The 22,694-nt window shown below is 73.1% G+C and carries 23 protein-coding genes; 10 read left to right on the top strand and 13 right to left on the bottom strand.

Translation table 11 applies throughout. The features are described 5' to 3' along the window. Positions 1 to 120: 120 nt before the first annotated feature. Positions 121 to 594 carry a hypothetical protein gene (locus CHF15_RS17550; protein ID WP_089224744.1) on the bottom strand — a complete coding sequence of 158 codons (474 nt, stop codon included), beginning with the start codon at positions 592 to 594 and terminating at the stop codon, positions 121 to 123. 201 nt (positions 595 to 795) lie between these two features. Here CHF15_RS17550 and CHF15_RS17555 point away from each other — a divergent pair, with 201 nt between their 5' ends. After that, a complete protein-coding gene (locus CHF15_RS17555; protein WP_089224745.1) occupies positions 796 to 2,178 on the top strand; it encodes an SMI1/KNR4 family protein in 1,383 nt (460 codons plus the stop codon). A 15-nt stretch (positions 2,179 to 2,193) separates the two neighbouring features. On the opposite strand, the gene CHF15_RS17560 is transcribed toward CHF15_RS17555, so the two are convergent. Next, positions 2,194 to 2,700, bottom strand: a complete 507-nt coding sequence (locus tag CHF15_RS17560) for a hypothetical protein (RefSeq protein WP_089224746.1) — start codon at positions 2,698 to 2,700, stop codon at positions 2,194 to 2,196. A gap of 137 nt (positions 2,701 to 2,837) precedes the next feature. Here CHF15_RS17560 and CHF15_RS17565 point away from each other — a divergent pair, with 137 nt between their 5' ends. After that, the gene (locus CHF15_RS17565; RefSeq protein ID WP_089224747.1) at positions 2,838 to 3,887 is read left to right on the top strand and encodes a DUF4190 domain-containing protein; all 1,050 of its coding nucleotides are present in this window, start codon (positions 2,838 to 2,840) and stop codon (positions 3,885 to 3,887) included. Positions 3,888 to 3,963: 76 nt separating this feature from the next. On the opposite strand, the gene CHF15_RS17570 is transcribed toward CHF15_RS17565, so the two are convergent. The 3 genes from CHF15_RS17570 to CHF15_RS17580 form a co-directional block, all read right to left on the bottom strand. Continuing rightward, on the bottom strand, positions 3,964 to 4,443 hold the full coding sequence (locus CHF15_RS17570; RefSeq protein ID WP_089224748.1) for a hypothetical protein: 480 nt from the start codon (positions 4,441 to 4,443) through the stop codon (positions 3,964 to 3,966). A 37-nt stretch (positions 4,444 to 4,480) separates the two neighbouring features. Then, positions 4,481 to 5,587, bottom strand: a complete 1,107-nt coding sequence (locus CHF15_RS17575) for a PP2C family protein-serine/threonine phosphatase (protein ID WP_089224749.1) — start codon at positions 5,585 to 5,587, stop codon at positions 4,481 to 4,483. Positions 5,588 to 5,775: 188 nt separating this feature from the next. After that, entirely contained in the window at positions 5,776 to 6,300 is a 525-nt protein-coding gene (locus tag CHF15_RS17580) for an AAA family ATPase (RefSeq protein WP_089224750.1), read from the bottom strand. A gap of 198 nt (positions 6,301 to 6,498) precedes the next feature. Between CHF15_RS17580 and CHF15_RS17585 the strand changes: the two genes are divergently transcribed. Then, positions 6,499 to 7,053: a DoxX family protein gene (locus CHF15_RS17585; RefSeq protein WP_179279841.1), complete on the top strand. Its 555-nt coding sequence runs from the start codon at positions 6,499 to 6,501 to the stop codon at positions 7,051 to 7,053. Positions 7,054 to 7,119: 66 nt separating this feature from the next. Here the strand turns inward: CHF15_RS17585 and CHF15_RS17590 are convergent, their stop codons facing one another. Next, the gene (locus tag CHF15_RS17590) at positions 7,120 to 8,277 is read right to left on the bottom strand and encodes a glycosyltransferase (protein WP_179279842.1); all 1,158 of its coding nucleotides are present in this window, start codon (positions 8,275 to 8,277) and stop codon (positions 7,120 to 7,122) included. 191 nt (positions 8,278 to 8,468) lie between these two features. Between CHF15_RS17590 and CHF15_RS17595 the strand changes: the two genes are divergently transcribed. Beyond that, positions 8,469 to 9,032: an SMI1/KNR4 family protein gene (locus CHF15_RS17595; protein WP_089224752.1), complete on the top strand. Its 564-nt coding sequence runs from the start codon at positions 8,469 to 8,471 to the stop codon at positions 9,030 to 9,032. A gap of 9 nt (positions 9,033 to 9,041) precedes the next feature. Continuing rightward, a complete protein-coding gene (locus tag CHF15_RS17600; RefSeq protein ID WP_245938883.1) occupies positions 9,042 to 9,422 on the top strand; it encodes a hypothetical protein in 381 nt (126 codons plus the stop codon). A 72-nt stretch (positions 9,423 to 9,494) separates the two neighbouring features. Here the strand turns inward: CHF15_RS17600 and CHF15_RS17605 are convergent, their stop codons facing one another. Both CHF15_RS17605 and CHF15_RS17610 read right to left on the bottom strand, forming a co-directional pair. After that, positions 9,495 to 9,710: a hypothetical protein gene (locus tag CHF15_RS17605; protein WP_089224753.1), complete on the bottom strand. Its 216-nt coding sequence runs from the start codon at positions 9,708 to 9,710 to the stop codon at positions 9,495 to 9,497. Between the two features lie 15 nt (positions 9,711 to 9,725). Beyond that, a complete protein-coding gene (locus CHF15_RS17610) occupies positions 9,726 to 9,935 on the bottom strand; it encodes a hypothetical protein (protein ID WP_089224754.1) in 210 nt (69 codons plus the stop codon). 246 nt (positions 9,936 to 10,181) lie between these two features. Here CHF15_RS17610 and CHF15_RS17615 point away from each other — a divergent pair, with 246 nt between their 5' ends. Then, positions 10,182 to 11,834, top strand: coding sequence for an alpha-keto acid decarboxylase family protein (locus tag CHF15_RS17615; protein ID WP_089224755.1), 1,653 nt, complete (start codon positions 10,182 to 10,184; stop codon positions 11,832 to 11,834). A 52-nt stretch (positions 11,835 to 11,886) separates the two neighbouring features. Here CHF15_RS17615 and CHF15_RS17620 read toward each other — a convergent pair whose 3' ends face one another. After that, the gene (locus CHF15_RS17620) at positions 11,887 to 12,480 is read right to left on the bottom strand and encodes an SMI1/KNR4 family protein (RefSeq protein ID WP_245938884.1); all 594 of its coding nucleotides are present in this window, start codon (positions 12,478 to 12,480) and stop codon (positions 11,887 to 11,889) included. A 54-nt stretch (positions 12,481 to 12,534) separates the two neighbouring features. Between CHF15_RS17620 and CHF15_RS17625 the strand changes: the two genes are divergently transcribed. Further along, the gene (locus CHF15_RS17625; RefSeq protein ID WP_089224757.1) at positions 12,535 to 13,275 is read left to right on the top strand and encodes a DUF6193 family natural product biosynthesis protein; all 741 of its coding nucleotides are present in this window, start codon (positions 12,535 to 12,537) and stop codon (positions 13,273 to 13,275) included. Between the two features lie 19 nt (positions 13,276 to 13,294). Here CHF15_RS17625 and CHF15_RS17630 read toward each other — a convergent pair whose 3' ends face one another. From CHF15_RS17630 to CHF15_RS17640, 3 genes are all read right to left on the bottom strand, one after another. Then, positions 13,295 to 14,824 (bottom strand): GMC family oxidoreductase, encoded by a 1,530-nt coding sequence (locus CHF15_RS17630; RefSeq protein ID WP_089224758.1) that lies wholly within the window; start codon positions 14,822 to 14,824, stop codon positions 13,295 to 13,297. Between the two features lie 15 nt (positions 14,825 to 14,839). Continuing rightward, positions 14,840 to 16,321 carry an aldehyde dehydrogenase gene (locus tag CHF15_RS17635; RefSeq protein WP_089224759.1) on the bottom strand — a complete coding sequence of 494 codons (1,482 nt, stop codon included), beginning with the start codon at positions 16,319 to 16,321 and terminating at the stop codon, positions 14,840 to 14,842. Positions 16,322 to 16,783: 462 nt separating this feature from the next. Continuing rightward, on the bottom strand, positions 16,784 to 19,315 hold the full coding sequence (locus CHF15_RS17640) for an ATP-binding SpoIIE family protein phosphatase (RefSeq protein ID WP_089224760.1): 2,532 nt from the start codon (positions 19,313 to 19,315) through the stop codon (positions 16,784 to 16,786). A gap of 361 nt (positions 19,316 to 19,676) precedes the next feature. On the opposite strand from CHF15_RS17640, the gene CHF15_RS17645 reads away from it, so the two are divergent. The 3 genes from CHF15_RS17645 (at position 19,677) to sigJ (ending at position 22,068) form a co-directional block, all read left to right on the top strand. After that, positions 19,677 to 20,468 (top strand): sigma-70 family RNA polymerase sigma factor family protein, encoded by a 792-nt coding sequence (locus CHF15_RS17645; protein WP_143681580.1) that lies wholly within the window; start codon positions 19,677 to 19,679, stop codon positions 20,466 to 20,468. 286 nt (positions 20,469 to 20,754) lie between these two features. After that, positions 20,755 to 21,021, top strand: coding sequence for a WhiB family transcriptional regulator (locus tag CHF15_RS17650; protein WP_089224762.1), 267 nt, complete (start codon positions 20,755 to 20,757; stop codon positions 21,019 to 21,021). A 117-nt stretch (positions 21,022 to 21,138) separates the two neighbouring features. Then, positions 21,139 to 22,068, top strand: coding sequence for an RNA polymerase sigma factor SigJ (gene sigJ / locus CHF15_RS17655; protein ID WP_179279843.1), 930 nt, complete (start codon positions 21,139 to 21,141; stop codon positions 22,066 to 22,068). Between the two features lie 97 nt (positions 22,069 to 22,165). Here sigJ and CHF15_RS17660 read toward each other — a convergent pair whose 3' ends face one another. Next, entirely contained in the window at positions 22,166 to 22,606 is a 441-nt protein-coding gene (locus CHF15_RS17660) for a HEAT repeat domain-containing protein (protein WP_245938899.1), read from the bottom strand. Between the last annotated feature and the right edge of the window lie 88 nt (positions 22,607 to 22,694).

The following is a 22,694-nucleotide window of genomic DNA, read 5'->3' on the forward strand; positions in this document are numbered from 1 at the left end:
TCGCTCGCGCCCGGTCGGGCTCCGGGCCGAGCGTTGCCGCACCGCACCGCACCGCACGAACCGGACCGGAGCCCGGAGTCCGGAGTCCGGTCGCACCGCCACGAAGGACTAGCCGGCGCGTCACTGATCACCGGGGGATGCCTGCCGGGCGAGGAACTCCTCGAACGCCGCCTTCTGCTTCGGATCCATGAAGCCCTGGCGGACATTGCGGGCCGCTTCCCGGAGCCATCGCGCCTCGTCGGGGTCCAGCAGCTCGGCGACCACCACACCATCGCGAGCAACCGCCGTGCGTCCTCCCACGCGACGACGAAAGAGCGTGAACGCGCCGAATTCCGCCGGGTGGGCCAGTTCCGGCTCCTCCGCCGCGGTCGGGCTCTCTTCGCCTGCGCCATTCGTCGGGAAGGCGGTGGGGGCCCAGTGCTCCCAGAGTGCCAGCGTGGCCGCGGGTACCAGCACGGCGCGCTCCGCCCTTTCGCGCCCCTCCCACATGAACGTGACGGTGACGGGTTCGCCGACCGTCTCGGCCAACGCGAGCACCCTCTCCATCTCATCGTTGATCGGACAATCCACCACTGCATCGATCTGAATGCCCACGGCGCTTGAGACTAGTGACCCCGTCCGACACGCCGGTCCTCCGCCGTCCGGGCGGACGACCGCGGCGGCGCAACCCGCTGTTGGAGTCGGCCGGTGATCCGCGCGGGGCACCGAGGCGGGGCGGTCGGTGTCGGTGGTGGCGCCTAGCATCGGGCCGGTCATCACGTTCGCCGCGATCACCAGAGCCCCCGGAGGCCGCAGTTGCCCTCGATCCACGACTTCGAGACCTGGGAGCCCCTGCTGCGGGTCCTGCGGGCCGGCAACGCGGAGAGCCTTGCCGCACCCGGCGGCCACGTGGCGGGACGGATCGGCTTCGGCTCCTGGAGTGTGCCGATGCCGCAGAGGTTCCCGTCGCCGGGGCGGGCCCTGCAGGCCGAGGACATGCAGGACGAGTTCGACGCGGTGCGGCGGGTGCAGGGCGCTCTGTCGGGCATCGGTGCGGACGACATCGCGTTCACCGCCGAGATCGAACCGGACGGGAGGGCCGTCCTCCATCTGCACGGTCCCAGCGCCGCCGTGGAACCCGGGATCGGCAACGCGCACCCGGGTGCGCTCGTCCTGGTCGAGGGCGCGGTCCCGGAGCCCTGGCGCCGCCTTCCCGAACCGGCGCCGGGGGCGGTGCCGTCCCCGACGGCCGATCCGGCGTGGCTGGAACGGACGCTCCGCGAGCGGATCCCCGACGCCATCGGCGCCACCGAGGCGGAGATCGCCGCCGCCGAACGGCGCCTGGGCCTCGCCTTGCCCGACGAGCTCAAGGCGCTGTACCGGGTGACGCGCGCGCACTGGGCGGACTGGGGCGACGACTACGAGGCGGCGGAGCGGGTCTTCGGGGCGGTCGGCTGCGAATTGCTGTCCCTCGACGAGATCTACGTCGCCGACGCGGCCGCACGCCCGTGTCCTTGGGAGTTCGCGGCGACCGAGGCAGTGGTCACCCCGCCCGACGCCGCCGTGCAGGGAGTGGTCGGCTCGCCCGGCTGGATCGCCTTCGGCGACAACGGGGGCGGCGACCGGATCGCGGTCGACCTGACGCCCGGCCCGCGTGGACACATGGGACAGATCGTCATGCTCAGCCACGAGGAGAACATCGGCGCCGCGCTGCTCGCCGACTCCCTCACCGACATGGTCGCCCATCGGGGCCCGAGCCACGTCCGCAGACGCCGGGCCGACGAGTCCGCGGCCGTGGCCTGGGTCAACATCCGCAGCCTGGCGAGCGTCCAGGCCGCCGCGCACCCCGAACTCGAGGTCCTGCACATCGGCGTCTGGGAGGGCGAGCCGCTCAGCCTCGCCCCGGTCGTCGGACTGCCCCGCCTGCGGGCCCTCACGGCCTACCCCGGCACGCTCGCCGACCCTCTGGAGATCGCCAAGCTGACCGGACTGGAGTACCTGGAACTCGGCCCGGAGCAGTGGCGCGTCCTCCTGGACGCCGGGGCCGTCCCGCGCGGCCTGCTGGCCGCGGCCATCGAGGTGCACGGCACCCAGCACCCGCTCCGCATCGTGGACTTGGCCAACGAGATCCTCGCCCTCTGGGACCGCCCGCCGATCACGGTGACCGTTCTCGAGGGCCACCTCGGCCCCGTGGGGTAGCCGGCGGCGAGGCCGTCACTCCGGCGGCTGCTGGGCGTAGCTGTCCCAGCCGACCGCGACCGCCCAAGTGACGCCGGGGCTCGCGGTGACCTTGAGCCGGTTGGCGGCCTCGCGGGTCCGCATCGCGGCGCCGTTGAGGCTGCCGTCCGGCCGGTCGGAGCAGTGCTCCGTGTACGTGCCGTAGCGGCCCGCGTCGACCGTGAGCGTGCCCTCGCCCTGGCACCGCGTCGCCACGTAGACCGTCCCGCCCGCGGGCTTCGCGGGCAGGGCCCGCTCCAGTCCGCCGCGGCGGCGTCCCGTCGACAGCCACACCGTGGCGTCGTCCAGGTCTTCCGAGGGGTCCTGCCAGGCCTCGGTGGAGGGGGAGGCGGAGGGGGAGGGGGAGGACGCCGTGGCCGGCGCCGCCGTGCCCCGCCGTTCGAGCCCTCCGGAGTCCGCCGTGGAGCCTGCCGTGCAGCCGCTCAGTACGAGGACGGACGCGACACAGCCCGCCAGGGCATGCCGCCGTACGCGATGGAACACATCAACCCCCGTGTGTGGTTCCCGATCGTCCGGATCATGCTGGCATCTCCGGGCCCGGCCGTACAGGACGTCCGTTCGGGAAGATCGGATATATTCGCGCAACCGTTCGTCCGAAACCCTCTGAGGAGCACGTCTTCGTGGACTCGCCGTACCCCGCGCCGCCGCCCGCACCCCCGCGGCCGCCGCTGGACAAGATCGCGGTGGCGGCCCTGGTGGCCGGGCTGTTGTGCGGTCTGCCCGTGGTCGGCGTCGTACTGGGTGCCGTCGCGTTGTCCCGCATCAAGAGGACGGGCGACCGCGGCAAGGGCTTCGCCGTCACCGGTCTGGTGCTCTCCGCCCTGGGCACGCTCTACCTGGCCGTCATGGCGGCCGGCGGCGCGTTCCAGTCCGACAAGGGCGCCGAGGACACCCTCCCCGTGGGGTTGCGCGACGGCGACAGCGCCTTCTCCCTCCACAAGGGCGATTGCGTCGACACGCCCCATGACGATCTGGAGGACCGGATCGCCAATATGGCCACCGTGCCCTGCGCGCGGACGCACACCGCCGAGGTGTTCGGCGTCTTCGAGCTTCCCGACGACGGCTACCCGGGCGACGACTCGATCTCGCGGACGGCGGAGAGCCGTTGCTGGAAACTGACCAGTGCCTACGCCATGGACACCTGGGCGTTCCCGAAGGACGTCGAGGTGTACTACTTCGCGCCCAGCAGCGAGAGCTGGGTGTGGGGCGACCGCGAGGTGAGCTGCATGTTCGGCAAGGACGAGGGCCCCCTCAAGGGTTCGCTGCGGCAGGACGAGACCACGCTCGACGAGCACCAGGTCGCCTACCTGAAGGCGGTCAACACCTTCGACGACGCCAAGGCGGAGGCTCCGGAGGCGGAGTACGTCGAGGACGATCTGGACGCGTACAAGCAGTGGGCCGAGGACGTCACGGCCGCCCTCGACGAGGAGGCGCGCATCCTGCGTGCGCACGAGTGGCCGGCCGCCGTGAAGCAGCACGTGGCCGCCATCGACGCGGAGATCGCCGCGGCCCGCCCGCTCTGGGCCAAGGCCGCGAAGGCCGAGGACGCGGGCACGTACTACGACCACTACGAGGCCGCCGAGGACCTGTCGGGCGACGAGGCGGCCGTCAAGGCACGCGCGGCGCTGGACCTCGCCACGTCGGTCCCGGCGGCGGACGCGGAGGCGTGACCACCGGACGGGCAGCGGACGGCGACGGACGCACGCCCACGGAGTGATCCCACGGTGCCCCCCGGGGGCTCCCGCGTCAGTCCGCGCCGGGAGCCGGATCCGGATCCCAGTCGGCCACGATATCGGCGCAGGTCACCCGGATCGTCGCCGTGGTGAAACGGAGTTCGTGCGTGCAGCCCGCCGGGTGCGGCAGGATCTCGTCCAGGCGGAGGCTGTTGACGTCGCCGAGGTCGAAGGGGCCGCCGTCGTCCGTGGTCACGTCGACCTCGGACACGCCCGTGTAGCGCAGCGTGAGGCCGTGCTCCTGCTCGCCCCGGCAGCACAGGAGGCGGAGTTCGAACCCGGCCGACGCCGCGGGCAGGGCCGGGGGGAGTGCGGCGAGCTTCAGGTCCTTTACGCATCGCGGTGCCTGGAAATCGTAGTGGCCCGGGTCGCAGGCGAACGCCCGCGCGCCCGGAGGCAACGACTCCCGGAGGTCCGGCAGAACGGCCAGGTAGGCACTGGGGTCGTGCCGGTGGACTCCCCTGTCCTGCCGTTCGACGACGACGTGTTCCATGGCCCCCTCGACTCGGTGTGGGCCAAGGGTAGCCATCTCAGGTGTCCGGGATCCGGTCGGCCCCGGAGGCGTGTGTGACGGCGAGGAGCGCCGTGTCGTCGGTTCGCCGGCCGCCGGTGTGCCGGTGGTGGCCGGCGAGCACGGCGTCCACGAGGGCGTCCGGGCCGGGGTGGCGGCGGCCCGCGCATTCGGCGACGGGATCGTAGAAGGCGCCCGACGCGTCGCGGGCCTCGGTGAGGCCGTCCGTGTAGAGCAGCAGACTGGCCCCTTCGGGGAACGGCACCGTGTCGACGCCGTCCGGTACGTCGCCGAGGGCGGCAAGGCCCAGCGGCAGGCCCGGCCGCGCGGGCTCGACGTAGCGCACGGTGTCGCCCACGAGGAGCAGCGGCGGCGGGTGGCCGCGGTTGAGGAGCCGGACCTCGTTCCCCCGCCGGGGGAACTCCGCGAGCACACCCGTGACGAACCCCTCGAGTTCGGCCGGGCCTCCCGACTGCCGGGCCTCGAGGGTGACGGCCCGCTCAAGTCGCCGCACGAGGCCGGTCAGGCTGGGCTCCTGCAGTGCCGCCTCGCGGAAGGTCCCGATGCCCACGGAGACGGCCCTGACCGCCCCCATACCCTTGCCGCGTACGTCGCCGACGACGCAACGGACGCCGAACGGGGTGTCGACCACGGCGTAGAGGTCCCCGCCGATCCGCGCGTCCGTCTGCGCGGCCTCGTAGCGCGCGGCGAAGCGCAGCGGGCCGATCCGCTCCGGCGGCGTCGGCAGGACGGCGCGCTGGACGGCGGCGGCGATGTCGCGAACGGACTCGAACCGCTTCTTGCGGTGGTACAGGAGCCGGTTGAGGAGGGCCGCGACCGCGGTCACCGTAGCGACCATGAACAGCTCGCTGAGGGCGACCGCGCTCTCCCGGTAGCCGAAGTACCGGAACATGGCCCAGTCGAGGACGAACGCGCTCACCCCGGTGAGGATCGTGCCGCGCAGCGACAGCAGGGGAGCGGCCGCCAGGGGCGCGGCCGCGTAGAGGGCGGCGGCGCTGACGGTGCGTGGGGTGACCAGGTCGATCAGCACGGCGCAGAACAGCAGGACGACCGGCAGCAGGCGGCTCCGTCCTCCCGCCCACGTCCACGTTCCCAGCCTTGCCACGTGCTGCTCCCGACGCCGACCGGGCTTCTGGCCGGCTCAGGCTAACCGCCCGTCCGTCCGCCCCGCGCTCCACATCGCCCGATTCGCCCGCGTCGTACGCCGTGGCGGGCCGGCCGCCACCCGAACGGCGCAGGCGATGCGTGCCCGCGCACGGTCGGGCGGCGCCGTCGGTGCGGCACGGGCGTCCGTCACCCGAGCGACGGCCACCGGTCCTCGGCCCACTCCCGCCAGCCCGGCCACCCGCCGGGAGGGCCGCCCACGTCCCCTCCGGCGAGCTCGGCGGCGTCCGGCTCCTCGAACAACGCACGCCACCGCAGCAGGTCCGCCTCGCTCATCGGGAAGGTCCGCTCCGGAGTGGTGGCCTGGCGCCGGGCGACCCGGGCCGACTGGGTCGCGTGGTCCACCGGCACGTACACGAGCCGACAGGTCCCGCCCGCGGACTCGGCCAGACGGCGGATGGCCGACCTCTCGTCACGCGACCAGCACCCGAAGTCCAGGACGGCGTTCGTCCCGAGCGCCAGCGCCTCCAGCGCGAGCCGCAGCAGCAGCCCCTCTAGCGCGTCGCGCCTGCCGTCCGTCTCCGACGTGCCGAACAGCGGGATCATCCACTCGTCCGGCGTCAGGCGCAGAGCGGCGTGCTCCGCGGCGAGCCGCCGGGCCACGGTGGTCTTGCCGGCCGCGGGCAGGCCGACCATCAGGAACAGGGTGGTCACCCGGCGATCCTGCCAGGGCCGGGACGGGGCCATCGGTGGCACGGCATCCGACCCCCATGGACCTAACGTCCGGCGTGCCGCGCGCCGGACGGCCCCGCAGCGCGTCACGCTGCAGGCGTGATCGGCCGTGCGGTGAGCCGACCGTCGCGACGTCCGGCTCGCAGGCCGCACACGGCATCCCCACGAAGGGCCTCAGACATGTCCGCTTCCCCCCTCGGCACACTGTCCCGCTCCGGCTCCCACGCCATCGCCGAGCACGCCGTTCCCCCGTACGTCCACGACGCCGCGCTGCTGCTCCTGCGGCTGGTGCTCGGGCTGACGATGGCGGGCCACGGAGCGCAGAAGCTGTTCGGCTGGTTCTCCGGGGTGGGCCTCGACGGCGCCGGACGCGTCTTCACCTCCGCGGGCTACCCGGCGGGCAAGGCGATGGCCGTGATGGCCGGGCTCAGCGAGGTGCTCGGGGGCGTGGGCCTGGCCCTCGGGCTGCTGACCCCGCTGGCCGGGGCGGCGGTGGTCGGCGTCATGGTCAACGCCGTCGCCGTGAAGCGGGGCGGCGGGTTCTTCGCCCCGACAGGGGTGGAGTACGAACTCCTCATCGCCGCGCTGGCCGTCGTGCTGGCCGTCGTCGGGCCCGGCCGCTACGCGCTGGACCGCCACCTTCCGAGCGTGCGGGCCCACCGGGCCGGCAACGGCGTCGCCGCGGTCGTCCTCGGCGTGGTGCTGGGCGTGATCGTGCTGATGTTCCGCGGCTGATCGCCTCGCGGCGGTCCCACGGCGGTGTGAGGGCCCGTCCGCCGGACGGGCCCTCCGCGCTTCCGGTCAGGCCGCGACGGCGGCGACGAGGCGCCGGGCGACCTCCGCGGCCGACGGCATCGCGGCGATCTCGTCCCGAAGGCGCTGTGCCGCCGCGGTGAACCCGGGCTCGGCGAGCAGGCGGACGACCGCGGCCGTGACCGACTCCGGAGCCTGGTCGCCGATCGGCAGCGCCAGACCCGCTCCCGCGGCTTGCACCCGGAACGCCTGGCGCTGCTGCCCCGGCGCTCCCGGCACGACGACGGCCGGGATCCCGCGCGCCGCCGCCCCGAAGGTGGTGCCCGAACCGCCGTGGTGCACGATGACCGACACATCGTCGAGCAGTTCCGCCGCGGGGACGAAGGTGACCATTTCGACCCGGCCCGGTTCCAGCCCGAGGTCGCCGACCGGGATGCCTCCGGAGGTGGCCACCAGGTCGACGTCCAGGGCGCTGAGCGACCGCAGCAGCGGACCGAGCGTGGGCGCAGCGTCGCGGGTGGTGCTGAGGCTCACGAGCACGCGGGGCCGGCCGGTACCGGGGACCCTGGCCGCGCGGGGCGTGCCCTCCGCGGCCTGGTGGGGCTCGGGCCGCAGCGCGATGCGCTCGAGGGGCGGCAGCGCGCCGTCGCGCTGCAGGCCGGGCGGGCAGACGTCCAGCAGCCAGCGGCCGGACGGCGCGTGGGCCGGTGCCTGCAGACCGCGGTCGAGGTAGCGGGAGTGCGCCGTGGCGGCCAGGGCGTCCAGCACGTCGGGCTCCAGCGCGGGGTCGATGCCCATCACCGCGGACGGCACCTTGAGCACGGCGGCGACGAGCGGCCCCACGAAGTCGCAGTGCTCGGACACGACCAGGTCCGGCTCCCATGCGCGGGCCCCGGCGAGCGCCTCGTCCACGCCCAGGTCGACGCGCGCCCCGCCGAAGAACTCGGCGACCAGCGCCGGCGACGGACTGGTCATCATGTCGACGCCGCTGCGGCGGGTCACTTCGGCGATGGCCACGTCGACGGTCGGACCGGCGGGGATGAACTCAAAGCCCTCCGCGCCGACCGGGTCGGCCATGGCGGCGGCGGAGACGAAGGCGACGTCGTGGCCCTGCGTCCGCAGCGCGCGGGCGAGCGGCAGCAGGGGCAGGAAGTGGCCGGTCAGGGGGGTGTTGAACATGAGGATGCGCATGGGTATCGAGATCACCTGTGTGCTTGTGCCGCGAGTGCGACCGCTGAGGGGCGGACCGTCGTCGCGGCGCGGCTCCCCGGTCCTGTGCTGCCCTGGACCCGGAATTGATTGCGGGTACAAGTATATGTGGGCTATTTGCTGAAGCAAGGACCCCCCCCTGTGAGGGGCCTGACGGGGTTGTCGGTGCCCTCTGGCACGATCGCCACATGACCGGAGCCGACGACCTGATCGGGCGTGTGGCGGCCAGGGCCTCAGCCGCCGCCGGAACCCTGCCCGCGCCTGCCCGGGCCGCGCAGGTGGAGGAGGCCGAAGCACAACTGGGCTTCGCGATACCGCCGTTGCCCGCGCGCCTGTACACGGAGGTGGCCGACGGCGGCTTCGGGCCCCTCGGGAACGAGCTCTTCCCGCTGGCCGGGCAGGGTCGCACGGTGGTGAGCGCGTACCGGGCCGAGCGGGGGGCGCCGCAGGCGTCGGAGTCCCCGCACTGGCCCGAGGGCGTACTGCCGATCCTCGACTGGGGCTGCGGCATGTACGGCGCGGTGGACTGCCTCGGCACATCCGGCACCGTCCTCGTCTTCGAGCCGAACGCGGACACCGGCGACCCGGCCGACGGCTGGTTCGTCGACGAGCCGGGCCTGGCCGATTGGCTGGAGACCTGGCTCGCCGGAGGCGGCTGGTACCGGCCCGACGGGTACGACGACGCGGAACTCCCGGAACCCGCCGGCTGGGAGGAGGCCGTCTCGCGACTCACGGCCCCGGGGGCCGCCTAGGGTGTGGGCATGCCCTCTTCAGGTGTCGGTCCGGCCCGGCGGTCCCGTGATGCGGCGTCCGGCGGCCGGACGCCGTCCTGGGCGGACCGGGCCGTCACGGCGCTGTCGTGCTGGTGGCTGACCACTCTCCCCGTCCTGCTCACTCCCCTGATCGCCCACAAGATGGGGTTTCCCCAAGTGCGGGATGATCTCGGCAGGCTCTTCGGGGCGGCTGCCCTGGTCAGTGCCGTGCTCCCGCCCCTCCTGGGGTTCGTGGTGGCCCTCGTCTCGCGTCGGCGGGGGGCGCGCGGGCGGTTCATCGTGATGGGAGCGGTGTCCGGTGTGCCCGTGCTCTTCTTCTGGGTCTTCGGAGTGCTGCTCGCCGAGTGCCCCGACGGTTACCACTGCTGACAGCCGATGGGTTCCGCCCGGCACGCGAGTCCGCGGCGGCAGTGTCGCCGGCGAGGACGACGCGCGCCGGCCCTACGAAGCCCTGCGGGCCCCGCTGCGTCGGCCGGACATCCCGCGGTAGACCGGCCACAGGCTCGCCAGGAACACCAACGCCGCGGTGAGAGGCCATCCGACGGAACCGCCGTCGCGGTACTCGCGCAGGCCGACGAGAAGCAGGAGCCCGGCAGGGACCAACCCCGCCCAGTCGAGGGCCCGCTCCCATCTGTGGAACGCCGTCCGTTCGGTCATGCCCGGATCATAGGGCTACCCGGCGCGGCGGTGCTGCCGCCACCGGTGCGTCCTGTCCGCCGCGGCCACCGCCAGCATGAGCACGCCCACCGTCGCAGCGGAGCCGACGAGGTCCTCCGGGCCGCCGAGGACGTGGGCGAGGCCCCAACCGGCCAGTGACAGTGCCGGCCAGACGACCAGCGCGGAGACGGCGAGCCGGCGCCGGGACGGAGTCGTGCCGGTCATGGGGTGAGGATATCGGCTGATCCGCCGGGCTCTGGCGACAGTTCGTGCAGTTCATGGGTGCGATTGCTCGGGTTGCACCCGTGGCGCGATACGGACAGCATGTTGCGGGGGTGGAAAGTCCGGCTTGTCCGCCCTGTGGCATTGGCGGTGGCTGCTGCCCGTGACGCCCGGCGAGGGCCGGCACCGACCCCACCGGAGGCCGGCGCCCTGGGGCGGTGGTGCCGTCACCAGGAAAGGAACCTCCTCGTGTCGACCACCGTCATCCAGCATGTCCTGAACCGGCTGCGCGACATCGGCGTGCGCCATGTCTTCGGTGTTCCGGGCGACTACGCCTTCCCCGTCAACGACGCCATCGCCGAGCACCCGGACATCCAGTGGATCGGCAGCTGCAACGAGCTCAACGCGGGCTACAGCGCCGACGGCTACGCCCGCGTCCACGGCGTGGGCGCGGTGAGCACCACCTACGGGGTCGGTGAACTCAGCGCGATCAACGCCGTCGCCGGCGCGTACACCGACCACCTGCCGGTGTTCCACCTGGTCGGCATGCCCAAGATGCCTGTGCAGGCGCACCACTCGATCGTCCACCACACCCTGGGCAACGGAGAGTTCGACCTCTTCCGGAAGATGTCCGAGACCGTGGTGTGCGCGAGCGCCATCATGACGCCGCAGAACGTCGCCTCCGAGGTCGAGCGCCTCATCGCGGCGGCGTTCTACCACCGCCGCCCCGTCTACATGGCCTTCCCCGCAGACCTCGCGACGATGCCCGTGGTCGGATCGGCCCAGCCGATCCCCGCGCCCGCCAGCGACCCCGCGCAACTCGACGCCGCCGTGGAGGCCGTCGCCGACATGCTCGGCCGGGCGAAGAGCGCCTGCGCCCTGCCCGGCGTGCTCACCGCACGCTCCGGCCTCGCACCGGAGGTCCAGCGGTTCCTGGACGCCACGGGGATGCCGTTCGCCACGATGATGGCCGACAAGGGCGTCCTGAACGAGGAACAGCCCGCCTACTCCGGCATGTACGACGGCAAGCTCATGAACGAGGGCGTCCGCCGCTTCGTCGAGGGCAGCGACGTCGTCGTCCTGATCGGCGCGCTGATGCACGACTTCAACAGCGGGGCGTTCACCGCGAACCTCGACCCCGGTCGCACGATCGACATCCGCCACCACCACGTGAGCGTCGACGGCATGACCTACCAGAGCGTGGAGATGAAGGACCTCCTCGCCGCGCTGACCGGGAAGCTTCCGCGCAGGCAGTGGCCGCACATCTCGACCGAGGTGACCCGCATGGCCCCGGCGGGCGGCAGCGGCGGCGACTCCATCACCGCCGAGAACCTCTACCCCCGCTGGGAGGACTTCCTCGAACCCGACGACATCCTGGTCGCCGAGACCGGCACGGTCTCGATGGGTCTGGCCTTCGCCAAGCTGCCCAGCGGCGCGACGTTCCACAACCAGACGCTGTGGGGCTCGATCGGCTGGGCCACCCCCGCCGCGGTCGGCGCGGCCATCGCGGCGCGGGACGGCCGGCGCGTCGTCCTGATCACGGGCGAGGGTTCGCACCAGCTCACCGCGCAGGAGATCAGCCAGTTCGGGCGGTACGGGCTGCGGCCGGTGGTGTTCGTCCTGAACAACCACGGCTACCTGATCGAGCGCCTGCTCTGCAAGCACCCGGACATCGCGTACAACGACCTGGCCAACTGGCGGTACTCCGAACTGCCCAAGGCCCTGGGCTGCGAGGACTGGTTCACCGCCCGCGTCTCCACCCTCGCCGAGCTCGACCAGGCGATGGACGCCGCGGGCAAGGCCGGCACCGGCTGCTACATCGAGGTCATGACCGACACCTACACCGCGCCGCCGCTGGCCGGCCAGCTGCACGACAACATCGAGAGCCTGTACTCCACCTGACCGGCGCCCACGCCGCAACGACCGGTGGGCGGGCGGGCCGTGAGGCCCGCCGTCAGCCCGCCCCGGCCTCGTCCCACCACAGGCCGCCGTCGGACGTCGGGAAGGGGTGCATCCCGCGCACGCCGCCGCCGTGGTGCAGGGCTTCGGCCACTTCGTGGAGGTACCGGGTCAGGCTCGGCACCGCATCGGAGAAGTCGCCGCTTCCGCCGTGCCCCGCCCAGCCGAGGCGGCCGTGTCCGGGGCCTGGACGCAGATCGATGACCTGCGCGGTCCCGTCGGCGCCCACGGCCCAGGGCAGCCAGAGCGGGTGCCACCAGGGCTCGTCCTCCCATGGGGGCACCGTCAGGCCGTCGACGTCCGACGCCACCTGCATGCACATGCGCCAGTGGTCCACGATCGCCGCGACGGCGAGCGGGGACTGGCCTTCCGGCAGCAGGGCTGCCCAGTCCGCCACACCGTCGTGGCAGCACAGTGATTCGACCAGTTCGCCGGGGAACCGCACTCCCAACACGCCCTCGGCAACGGCGACTTCATCGCGAGTAGCCGGGGGATTCAGCAGTGCGGCAGTAGAGGCGGAGTGCGTGGCCAGCCATGCGTGGATGCGCCGCCAGGACGTCGACACGGAGGCTGTTTCCTGCTCGGTCACGGGTCGAGGCTACGCGTCGCGGTTCGGCGGGCGCTTGCGGCATACACTGCGGTCGTGGCCCCGCAACACGATCCCGCCGAGCCCCCTCCGGACATCGCGGGCCGAGGCGGCCTCGCCGCGGCGCTCCGGGCCGAGGCGGAGGAAGGGGGCTTCCTCCTCCCCGTCACCTCCCCGTCCGGCGACCCATTGACCGGCGCCGCCGTCGGGAGCAGGCTGCCGCACCGGAGCGCGCTGCGGGTCAACGCGGCGGAGTCCGGGCGGGAGTGGTGGATCCGCGGCGCGGACACCTCACAGGGGATGCCCCTCGTCGAGGGGCTCGCAAGGGAGTTGGGCCAGCTCGTGCGGGCCGCACGGGCGTGGCACGAGGGCGCGTCGCTGAGCGACATCCGTCGCGCCGCGCCGTTCGTGCGCCTGACCGACCGGTTCGAGGTGCCCGACGGGGACCCGGCGCTGCTCGCCGAGTCCGAGTGGCGAGGCCTGCGCAACGAGGCGAGGACAGTGGTCGTGCCCGGGTACCGGGCGCTGGTCGAGGAGGCGTACGCGGTGCCCGCGCTGCGGGCCCTCTACCCCTTCAGGATCGGTTGGGCGCTGTGCTTCTCGACCACCACCCGCCCGGACCTGACAGTGACCGGACCGCGCCTGAGGGCGTACGACACCGACGAGTTCACGGTCACCGAGGACCTCGTCGGAGGGGGCGTCCTCGCCGTGACCGCCACGGCACGGGAAGCGGTGGCGGTCGCGGTTCGCCGTCTGCCGGGTGGGCTCGGCCCTGTGAGGTCCGGCGCGTCCGGGTAGCCGTCGCACGGCACACCGGTCAGGACCGCAGCAGTTCGGCGGCTCTTTCGGCGATCGCGTAGACGGTCGCGTTGGTGTTCGCGGAGGGGATCGACGGGATGACCGAGGCGTCGGCGACGCGCAGGCCGTCCACGCCGTGCACGCGCAGGGCGGGGTCCACGACGGAGTCCGCGGCGTTTTGGCCCAAACGGCAGGTGCCGACGGGGTGCATGTACGAGCACAGGGACCTGAGCGCGTACTCCCGCAGCGCGGCGTCGTCCCCGGCCCGCGGACCCGGCTGGACCTCGTGCCCGTGCCATTCGCGGAGCGCGTCCGCCCGGCCGATCTCCCGTGCCAGGCACAGCCCTTCGACCACGGCGGCGAGGTCACGGCCGTCGGAGTAGTAGTCCGGGTCGACGAGCGGCAGGACGTCCGGGTCCGCGCCCGCCAGGCGGACGCTGCCGCGGCTGTGGGGCAGTATCGCGGAGACGGCGATGGTGTAGCCCTGCCCCGGGCCGGGTGCGCCGGGGGCGGGGATGTGGCCCGCGGCGTCGACGAAGAGCACCTGGAGGTCGGGGCCGTCGAGCGCGGAGCCGCTGCGCACCAGGCCGAGTGCCTCGCCGTGGTTGTTGACGCCGGCGGGCACCGGACGCGCCGACCGGTAGACGAGGTTGGCGATCGGGTGGTCCTGCAGGTGTGCCCCGACGCCCGGGAGGTCCGCCACGACGTCGATGCCGGTGCCGCGCAGGTGCTCCGCGGGCCCGATGCCGGAGAGCATCAGCAGTTGCGGTGATCCGATGGCGCCCGCCGTGAGGACGACCTCGCCCGAGCAGCCGACGACCGACGTGGTGCCGCGCCTGGTGGCGTACTCCACCGCGGTGCACCGCCCGCCGCTGATGTGCAGCCGGTGCACCTGGGTCCCGGTCACCACGGTCAGGTTGGGGCGGTGCAGGGCGGGGGCCAGGTAGGCGTCGGCGGCGCTCTGCCGTCTGCCGTCGACGATGTTGAGGTCGGACCAGCCGAAGCCCTCCTCCGCGCCGCCGCCGATGTCGGCCGCGCGCGGGTGACCGGTCTCGGCCGCCGCCTCGAGCATGGCCGCCACCACCGGGTTCGCGGGCTCGGGAGGCCCCACGGTCAGGGGGCCGCCGACGCCGCGCAGGGCCGGATCCCGTCCCGAGGTGTTCTCGCTGCGCTTGAAGTAGGGCAGCAGGCCGTCGAACCCCCAGTCCGTCAGCCCTGACTCCGCCCACGCGTCGTAGCTGGAGCGGTGGCCGCGCACGAAGTTCATCGCGTTGATGGCGGACCCGCCGCCGAGCGTGCGTCCGCGGGCGAGGAGCACACCGGTGCCGCCGGCCCGCTGCGGGACGGTGGTGTCACCCCAGTCCGCGGACGTCCGCAGCAGCGCCGGCCAGGCGGGCGGCGTGCTCATGTCGGTCGAGGTCTGCGACGTGCCCGCCTCGAGGAGCAGGACGCGGGGGCCGTCGGACTCGGACAGCCGGGCGGCGATCACACTGCCGGCCGTCCCGCCGCCGACCACGACGTAGTCGTAGGTGTCGGTCGTCGATTCCATGGTCGTCCCGGTCGGTCATTCGGAGATGGGGTAACGAGGCGGCTGGGAGCCTTCGATGGTGATCCACTGGAGTTCGGTGAACTCCTCCAGGCCCGCGCGCCCACCGGACTTGCCGTAGCCGCTGTTCTTGACGCCGCCGAAGGGCGTCTGGGGTTCGTCGTCGAGGGTGGTGCCGTTGATGTGGCACATGCCGGCGTTGATGCGCTTGGCGAGGTCGAGGGCGAGGGGGATGTCGCGGGTGAAGACGGCCGAGGTGAGGCCGTAGTCGTTGTCGTTGGCGACGCGGAGGGCCTCCTCGGGTCCGTCGACGGTGACGACGGTGACGATCGGGCCGAAGGACTCCTCGCGGTAGACGCGCATGGCGGGGGTGACGTCGGCGAGCACGGTCGGCGCGAAGCACGGGCCGTCGGACGTACCGCCGGTCAGGAGCCGGGCGCCGGCCGCGACCGCGTCCTGGACCAGGCCGGACAGGCGCGCGATGCTGTCCGGTCCGACGACGGGGCCGAGCGCCGTACGGGGGTCGCGCGGGTCCCCGTAGACGACGGAGGCCGCGGCGGCCGCCAGGCGCCGGGTGAACTCGCCGGCGACGGCGCGGTCGACGACGACGCGTTCGGCGGACAGGCACGCCTGGCCGGAGTTGGCGAACGCGCCGAAGGCGGTCGCGCTGACCGCCCGGCCGAGGTCCGCGTCGGCGAGGACCAGAACGGGGGCCTTGCCGCCGAGTTCGAGGATCGCCTGCTTCATGTGCGCGGCGGCCCGCTGCGCGATGAGGCGGCCCACCCGGCTCGAACCGGTGAAGTGCACCCGCCGTACGGCGGGATGCGCGATCAGCGCGTCCACCACCTCGGCGCCGTCCTCGGGCGCGTTGGTGACGAGGTTGTACACCCCGTGGGGCAGCCCTGCCTCGGTGAGGCATTCGGCGACCAGGCCGTGCGTGCGCGGGGTCTGCTCGGACGCTTTCATCACCACCGTGTTGCCGACGGCCAGCGCGTACGGGACGGAGTTGCCGACGAGCAGTGCCGGGGCGTTCCACGGGATGACGCAGGCGACCACGCCGACCGGTTTGCGGATCGCGATGGAGGTGCGTCCCGGTGCCTCGGAGGGGATGAGCTCGCCGGTGAGGCCGTCGTGGACGGCGCTCGCCGCGTAGCGGAACTTCTCCGCGAGGACGCTGGTGTTGTAGTGGCCCCATGCGGCGGGGCCGCCCATCTCGGTGGTGATCGCCTCGGAGATCTCCGGGGCTCGGTCCTCCAGTGTGTCGGCGGCCGCCCACAGGATGCGGCGGCGCTCGTTGGGCGGCAGCGCCGCCCAGGCGGGGAAGGCCCGTTCGGCGGCGTCGGCGGCCCGCAGGACGTCTGCCGAGAGGGCCGCCGCGGCTTGTGAGGCGATGTCGCCGGTGAACGGGTCGCGGGCGGCGAAGGTGTGTGCGCCGGCCGCTTGTTGCCAGGTGCCGTCGATCAGCAGTTGCTGGACGGCGTTCTCGCCGGTGAGGGTCACGGGTGGTTCTCCTGCTGTGCGGTGGCGTCGTGCTTCGTGGGCAGCACGGCACCCTGAAATGGCGCTGGGACCGCTGGTGCCAGAGCGAAGGGTGATGCCGATGGGACGCGGGTCCGCCGGCTGCGCCCCGGTCGGGGGCGCGGCGGGGTGGCGTCGTGCACGTCGGCGGTGTCGCCGGGGCTCTGCTGGGCGGCGCGCGCTCCGGATCGGGCTCCTGCTCGGAGAGCCGGAGTCGGCGACCGCTCGCCACTGGCCTCGGCGCGTGTGCGGAGGGCTTCGAGGACGCTTCCCGTGTGGGTGGGGGGTGTGGGGGAGGGCGATGGTCGTCGCGGCGTCCGGAAGTCCCCGGCCAGTGCTATTGGGGGATGTCCAGGAAGCGTAGCGCTGATAAGCCGCAAGGTGCAACAAGCGATAACATTTCTCCGCGAATCAGGCGTTGCCGGCTCGTCGCGCGGGGCCCGGTCATGGCGCGGGGCCGGGCCCCGGTGTCAGCTGCTGGTCGACCCACACGAGTTTGCCGTCCGGGACGTGGCGGGCTCCCCAGGCGCGGGACAACTGGGAGACGAGGAAGAGCCCGCGGCCGTGTTCGTCGGTGGCGGTGGGACGGTGGAGCAACGGGTGGCTGTGGCTGGTGTCGGAGACCTCGCAGGTCAGTACGGCGTGCCGGATCAGGCGCAGTCCGATCGTCCGGTCGCGGTCGCACTTCCCGTCGCCGTGGATGATGGCGTTGGTGACGAGTTCGCTGACGATCAGCTCCGTGGACTCGGCCAGGTGCTCCAGCCCCCACCGGGCCAGTTGCCGCGTGACGAGCGACCGGGCGCGGCCGACGACGGCCGCGTCGCCGGGGAACCGCCACGACGCGACGTGGCCCGGGCCGAGCGAGCGGGTCCGCGCGAGGAGCAGGGTGACGTCGTCGTTCGGTGCCCCGGCGGGCAGCGAGCCCACCGCGGACGAGCACAGCTCCTCGAGCGACAGGCCGGGTTGTGCCAGGGCCGCCCCCAGGCGGTCCATGCCGAAGTCGATGTCGTGGTCGCGGTCCTCGATCAGGCCGTCGGTGTACAGGGCGAGCACGCTGCCCTCGGGCAGCTCCAGGGTGACGGACTCGAAGGGGGCCATGCCGAGGCCGAGCGGGGCTCCGACGGGCAGATCGGGGAAGGTGACGCCGCCGTGCGCGTCGACGACCGCGGGCGGGGGGTGTCCGGCCCGGGCCATCGTGCAGAGGCGGGTGACCGGGTCGTACACGGCGTACAGGAACGTCGTCGTCATGGTCGTCCCGGCCGGGGCGCCGCCCGGGCCGGCGTCGGCCTCGGCGAGGTGGGTGACCTGCTTGTCGAGGGCGGCCAGCAACTCGTCCGGGGGCACGTCCAGGTCGGCGAGGGTGTGCACGGCGGTGCGGAGCTGGCCCATCGTCGCGGCGGCGTTGATGCCGTGTCCGACGACGTCGCCGACGACCAGGGCCACCCGGGCCCCGGACAGCGGGATGACGTCGAACCAGTCGCCCCCGACGCCGTGGTGGCTGTCGGCCGGCAGATAGCGCCAGGCCACGTCGGCCGCGGCCCCGCCCGTGGGGTGGCGGGGGAGCAGATGGCGCTGCAGCGCGAGCGCCGCGGAGTGCTCGCGCGCGTACTGGCGCGCCTGGTCCACGGAGGTCGCGGCCCTCCGTACGAGCTCCTCCGCCAGGAGCAGGTCGTCCTCGTCGAACGGCCGGGGGTCCCGGGTCCGGATGAACGTCGCCACCCCCAGTACGGCGCCCCGCGCGCTGATGGGGACGAGCATCAGCGAGTGCATCCGGTGTTCGCGGACCTTGGCGGCGCGTGCCGCGTCGTTGTGGTCCAGCCACGTACCGGGCGAGGCGTTCAGCACGGGCTCCAGGTAGGCCCTGCCGGAGCGCAGGACGCCGGTGAACGTCGATGCCTGCGGGGCGGAGACCGGATCCCCCCGGGCGAACAGCGACTCCGGCGCTCCGGGCCGGATCGAGGCGAGGCCGGCGCGGCGGACGGCGGGGGTCCGGTCCCCGCCCTCGGAGCCGGGGCGGGCGGGCGGTTCCCCGCCGAGCAGGACGGACTCCGCCAGATCGACGGTCGCGTAGTCCGCGAGGGTCGGCACGGCGAGGTCGGCCAGCTCCTGTCCGGTCCGCATGACGTCCAGGGTGGTGCCGATGCGCTTGCCCGCCTCGTCCAGGATCCTCAGGCGGTCCTGCGCGCGGCGGGCGTCGGCGTCGTCCGTGCTCACGGCGCACACGCCCAGTGCGCGGCCCTGCGCGTCGTCGAGGCGGAAGAGGGAGCCGGCGGCCGGGGAGTCCTGGCGTGCCCGGTCCGGCGAGAAGGCCGGGTACCCCCCGTTGATCACCAGGTCGCCGCTCTCGAGCATCCGGTGCATGACCGCCTCGAGCGACTCCGCCTCCGCACCGGCGACCGCGTGGGGCGGGCTTCCCGGCGACTGCGGGGGCGGGACGCCGCCGTTGTCGACGCTCTGGATGTCGTTGACCCAGATGCAGCGGACCTGGGTGCCGTGCATCGCGACGCCGATCGGCAGACGGCGGGGGATCTCCACGGCGACCGGCGGCGGTTCCGCGACCACGACCGCCGACGGCTCCGCCACCGCCGGGCCCTGCGCCGCCCAGGAGGGCGGGGAGGACGTCTCGGTCGCCGAGACGAGCCACTGGGAACGGCCGTTCCGACCGGCCAGTGACTGTGCGGTCAGGTGCACGTCGATGCCGCGGCCGTCGCGGTGACGGATCCGTGCGGGGCCCGACCAGCGGCCCCGGTGGCGGAGTTGCTCCGCCACCGGGGCCTCCCTGCGGACGTCACCGCCGAGCAGCAGCGTGCGGGCGGGCCGGCCGACCATTTCCGCGGCCGAGTAGCCGAGGAGCCGCTGGGCGGCCTGCGACCAGCCGGCCACGGTGCCCTCCGCGTCGAGGAGTGCGGTCGCCGCGCCGCCCGGTGCGGGGGCCTCGTGCGCCTCGGACGCCGCCGTTCCAGTGGTACTGCTCATCGGTCTTCCTCCCGTGTCCCCCCGCGGTGCCGGCCGCGCGATTCGCGGGTGCTCCCTACACGTCCCTGCCCGCAAGGCTACGCAGGCGAATACTCGGGACACTGGTCCAATTCGATGGAGAATTCGCAGGACAATTCCGCGGGCTCCGACGGATCCGCCGCCGGACACGGCGCCGGCCTTTGTCCGGGCCTGCGCGAGGCTTTCGCCGGCTGTGTCCCGGGGGACCCGCGCCGGACGCGCACTTCGCGGGCCGTGGCCCCGGCCGGGCCCCGACCTCACATCGAAGGCCCCTGTGCCGTCTTTCCTTACGAGCGCCGCACCGCCGCATGGCGGCCGCCGCGGTGCGAAGCCGGCAACGTTCATGATGCACGTTGTCCCGTTGTTCAGTTGTCCAGTGTCCAATTGTTCATGGACGCCGCTCGAAAGGCCGGGTGAACCGATGAATCGCCGGGATGTCGTCGCGCCCATTTCCGATCTGCTGGAAGAGCGGAGAAGACTGCTCGATCTCGCCCGCGGATTTCTTCCCTCCGCGACGGAGGCGGAGGAAGCGGTCGAGGAGACCTACCGGCGTTGGTATGCCGTGGGGGACCGCGATCCGGCGGACCCGCAGCGCTGGCTGGCCGAGACACTCGGGAACGTCTGCCGGTCCCGCCCGGGGCGGACACGCGGCACGGCGGTGGGCGGTGAGGGGACGCATGGTGATCAGGCGCGTGTTGGCGGGGCGCGGCCGGAGTCCGCCGCCGAGCCGGCCCGGCAGTCCCTGCGCCGTTTCCGGGCCGGACGCGTCGGGGCCGAACGGCACCGGGAAGTGGTGCGGGCGTTCCGGAACGCCTGCGCATCACACGACCTGCGGCTCCTGGCGGACCTCCTGGCCTCCGACGTCTCGGCCGTCTTCGACGGCGGCGGCAGGATCCGGACGCCGGGACTGCCGGTCGGCGGAGCCCGGAAGGTCACCCGCTGCATCGGTGCGCTGCTGGCCCCGGGCGCCGGCGCCGTCATCGCCGAGGACACCTTCAACGGCCGGGCCGGGCTGGTGGTCAGATGCAGCCGTCAGGTCGCGGCGGCGATCAGCCTCGACGTGCACGGCGACCGGGTGGTGAACGTCTGGCTCATCCTGAACCCCGACAAACTGCGCCGGTGGAACCAGGCGTGAGGGATGGGTCCCGGCCGCCGCCTCACAACCCGGCCGGCTGTGCCGTCATCATCGTGCGCGAGAAAAAACGACCTCATCCGGGAAATACCGGGCACTCCTTGTGCGGGAGCGCCACAGGATGTCCGGATTGCGACCATAGGCTGAGTCTATCGACGCCTTCCGATATGCGTCTTGGACGGCGCGGCGAGTACGTCCATAGCATTTGGCCATGGCACTCGCGGGAATTCGTCCGGCAAGGGCCAGCGCCACCGGGAAACGGCCGTGACCCACCTCAGAGGAGGCTTCCATGAATTGGCGCGACGCCGCCGCCTGCAGCGGGGAGGACCCGGAACTTTTCTTCCCCATCAGCGGCAGCGGCCTGGGAATGGTGCAGATCGGTGAGGCCAAGGCCGTGTGCGGGCGGTGCCCCGTCACGTCCCGGTGCCTGGAATGGGCGCTGGGAGCCGGCCCGATGGAAGGCGTCTGGGGCGGCACCACGGAGAGCGAACGGCGTGCGATGCGGGGACGCACCACCCGTGAGCGGCTGGGAGAGGCCGGCAGGACCGCCGCCTGAGCCGTCCCACGGCGACGGCTCGCCGGTTTCCGCCACTGCCCGCACGATGGAACCAAAGACACTCATGGAGGCCCTGCGCCGCCGCACAGGTGTCTCCTCGGCCATAGGAACGTGCTCATGCGGGGCAAGGACGCGGGGCAACTGAGCACCCGCTCGGATCCGACGCTGAAGGACCGGCCCATGCTGATGGCGCTGGCCTTCCGGATGCTCGGCTCGACGCACGACGCCGAGGACGTCGTCCAGGAGACCTACGCCCGCTGGTACGCGATGTCCCCGTCGGCGCGCGCCGGCATCAAGTCCCCCACGGCCTGGCTGGTCCGCGTGGCCGGCCGGATCTGCCTGGACCACCTCGGCTCCGCCCGCGTGCGCAGGGAGAAGTACACGGGCGAGTGGCTGCCCGAACCGCTGCCGGACAGCGCGGCGTGGAGCAGCGTACGGAGGTCCGGCCACCTGGACGACCCCGCGGACCGGGTCGCCCTCGACGACTCCGTCACGATGGGGATGCTCGTCCTGCTCGAGGCACTCACCCCGGCGCAGCGCGTGAGCTTCGTCCTGCACGACGTCTTCAAGGTCCCCTTCGCCGAGATCGCCGCCATCGTCAACCGCAGCGCCGAGAGCTGCCGCGCACTGGCCGTGGCGGCCCGCCGCGCCATCGCCTCCGCCCGCAGGAACGAGGCGGACCAGCAGGAGTACCGGCGGCTGGTCCGCGAGTTCAAGAGGGCCTGCCAGACCGGCGAACTCGACCGTCTGATCGCGCTGCTGGACCCGCAGGTCACCGCCAGGGCCGACGGCGGCGGACACGTCCGCGCCGCGCTCAGGCCCATCCGCGGAGCAGAGCGGACCGCGCGTTACCTCATCGGTGTGTCCCGCAGGGAGAGCCGTCTCACCGCGACCCTCATGACCCTGGAGAACGCCGCACACCGCCCCGCCCTGGTCTGCAGGGTGGACGGGGCGGTGGTGGCCGTCGTGACCCTGCACGTCGCGGGATCGCGGATCACCGACGTGTGGATCACACTCAACCCGGAGAAACTGGCCGCCTGGGCTTGAGGAGCGGCCGAGCCGCTGCCGCCGAAGGCCGAGCGCGGGACCGGCCGTCCCGGAAGGGGCCATCGGAGGTTCCGGGCCCGGTCATCGCGAGCCACGGTCAAGAGTTGTGGGCGCGGCCCCCTGTGGTGGATGCGGTGATCTCGGCTGCCGCGCGCCTGGCTTCCCCTCGTACCTCTGTATCGGGGTGATCGAGGAAGGGCTCGATGAGTGGGCCGGCCTGGGGGTCGTGCGTGGCGCCGAAGATGTGGAGCGCGTGGGCGAGGAGTTCGGGCTCCATCGTCGGCGTGACGGCGGCCGGCGGTTGGACGAGGCGCAGCGGCAGGGGGTGGTGGTTGAACGCCTCGCCGATCGAGTTGAGGGCGGACTCGCGGACCATGGCGACTGGTTCGTTGACCGTAAGGCCGACCAGACGCCCGACGACCAGGCGAGTCGCCTCTGCGTCGAGTGCGTTGCCGCGCAAGAGGTCTCCGAGGACCGAGGCGGCGACGTCCCGCCGGTTCGGATCGCGGTCGGTCAGCGCTTCGAGGGCAGCGAACATGTCCTTCACACGACCACCTCGTTCCGCTCCACCAGTATGCCGTTCTCGAAGCGCGCGCCGACGCGGACCAGGGGTACCGGGTGAGCAC

Source organism: Actinacidiphila glaucinigra (genome assembly GCF_900188405.1).
Taxonomy (GTDB): Bacteria; Actinomycetota; Actinomycetes; order Streptomycetales; family Streptomycetaceae; genus Actinacidiphila; species Actinacidiphila glaucinigra.

Excerpts from the sequence above, each read along its gene's own strand:
- CHF15_RS17605 (WP_089224753.1), bottom strand. The coding sequence starts at position 9,710 with ATGACCGAACGGACGGCGTTCCACAGATGGGAGCGGGCCCTCGACTGG.
- CHF15_RS17610 (WP_089224754.1), bottom strand. The coding sequence starts at position 9,935 with ATGACCGGCACGACTCCGTCCCGGCGCCGGCTCGCCGTCTCCGCGCTG.
- CHF15_RS17650 (WP_089224762.1), top strand. The coding sequence starts at position 20,755 with ATGAATTGGCGCGACGCCGCCGCCTGCAGCGGGGAGGACCCGGAACTT.
- CHF15_RS17660 (WP_245938899.1), bottom strand. The coding sequence starts at position 22,606 with ATGTTCGCTGCCCTCGAAGCGCTGACCGACCGCGATCCGAACCGGCGG.
- CHF15_RS17600 (WP_245938883.1), top strand. The coding sequence starts at position 9,042 with ATGCCCTCTTCAGGTGTCGGTCCGGCCCGGCGGTCCCGTGATGCGGCG.
- CHF15_RS17595 (WP_089224752.1), top strand. The coding sequence starts at position 8,469 with ATGACCGGAGCCGACGACCTGATCGGGCGTGTGGCGGCCAGGGCCTCA.
- CHF15_RS17630 (WP_089224758.1), bottom strand. The coding sequence starts at position 14,824 with ATGGAATCGACGACCGACACCTACGACTACGTCGTGGTCGGCGGCGGG.
- CHF15_RS17640 (WP_089224760.1), bottom strand. The coding sequence starts at position 19,315 with ATGAGCAGTACCACTGGAACGGCGGCGTCCGAGGCGCACGAGGCCCCC.
- CHF15_RS17570 (WP_089224748.1), bottom strand. The coding sequence starts at position 4,443 with ATGGAACACGTCGTCGTCGAACGGCAGGACAGGGGAGTCCACCGGCAC.
- sigJ (WP_179279843.1), top strand. The coding sequence starts at position 21,139 with ATGCGGGGCAAGGACGCGGGGCAACTGAGCACCCGCTCGGATCCGACG.
- CHF15_RS17585 (WP_179279841.1), top strand. The coding sequence starts at position 6,499 with ATGTCCGCTTCCCCCCTCGGCACACTGTCCCGCTCCGGCTCCCACGCC.
- CHF15_RS17645 (WP_143681580.1), top strand. The coding sequence starts at position 19,677 with ATGATGCACGTTGTCCCGTTGTTCAGTTGTCCAGTGTCCAATTGTTCA.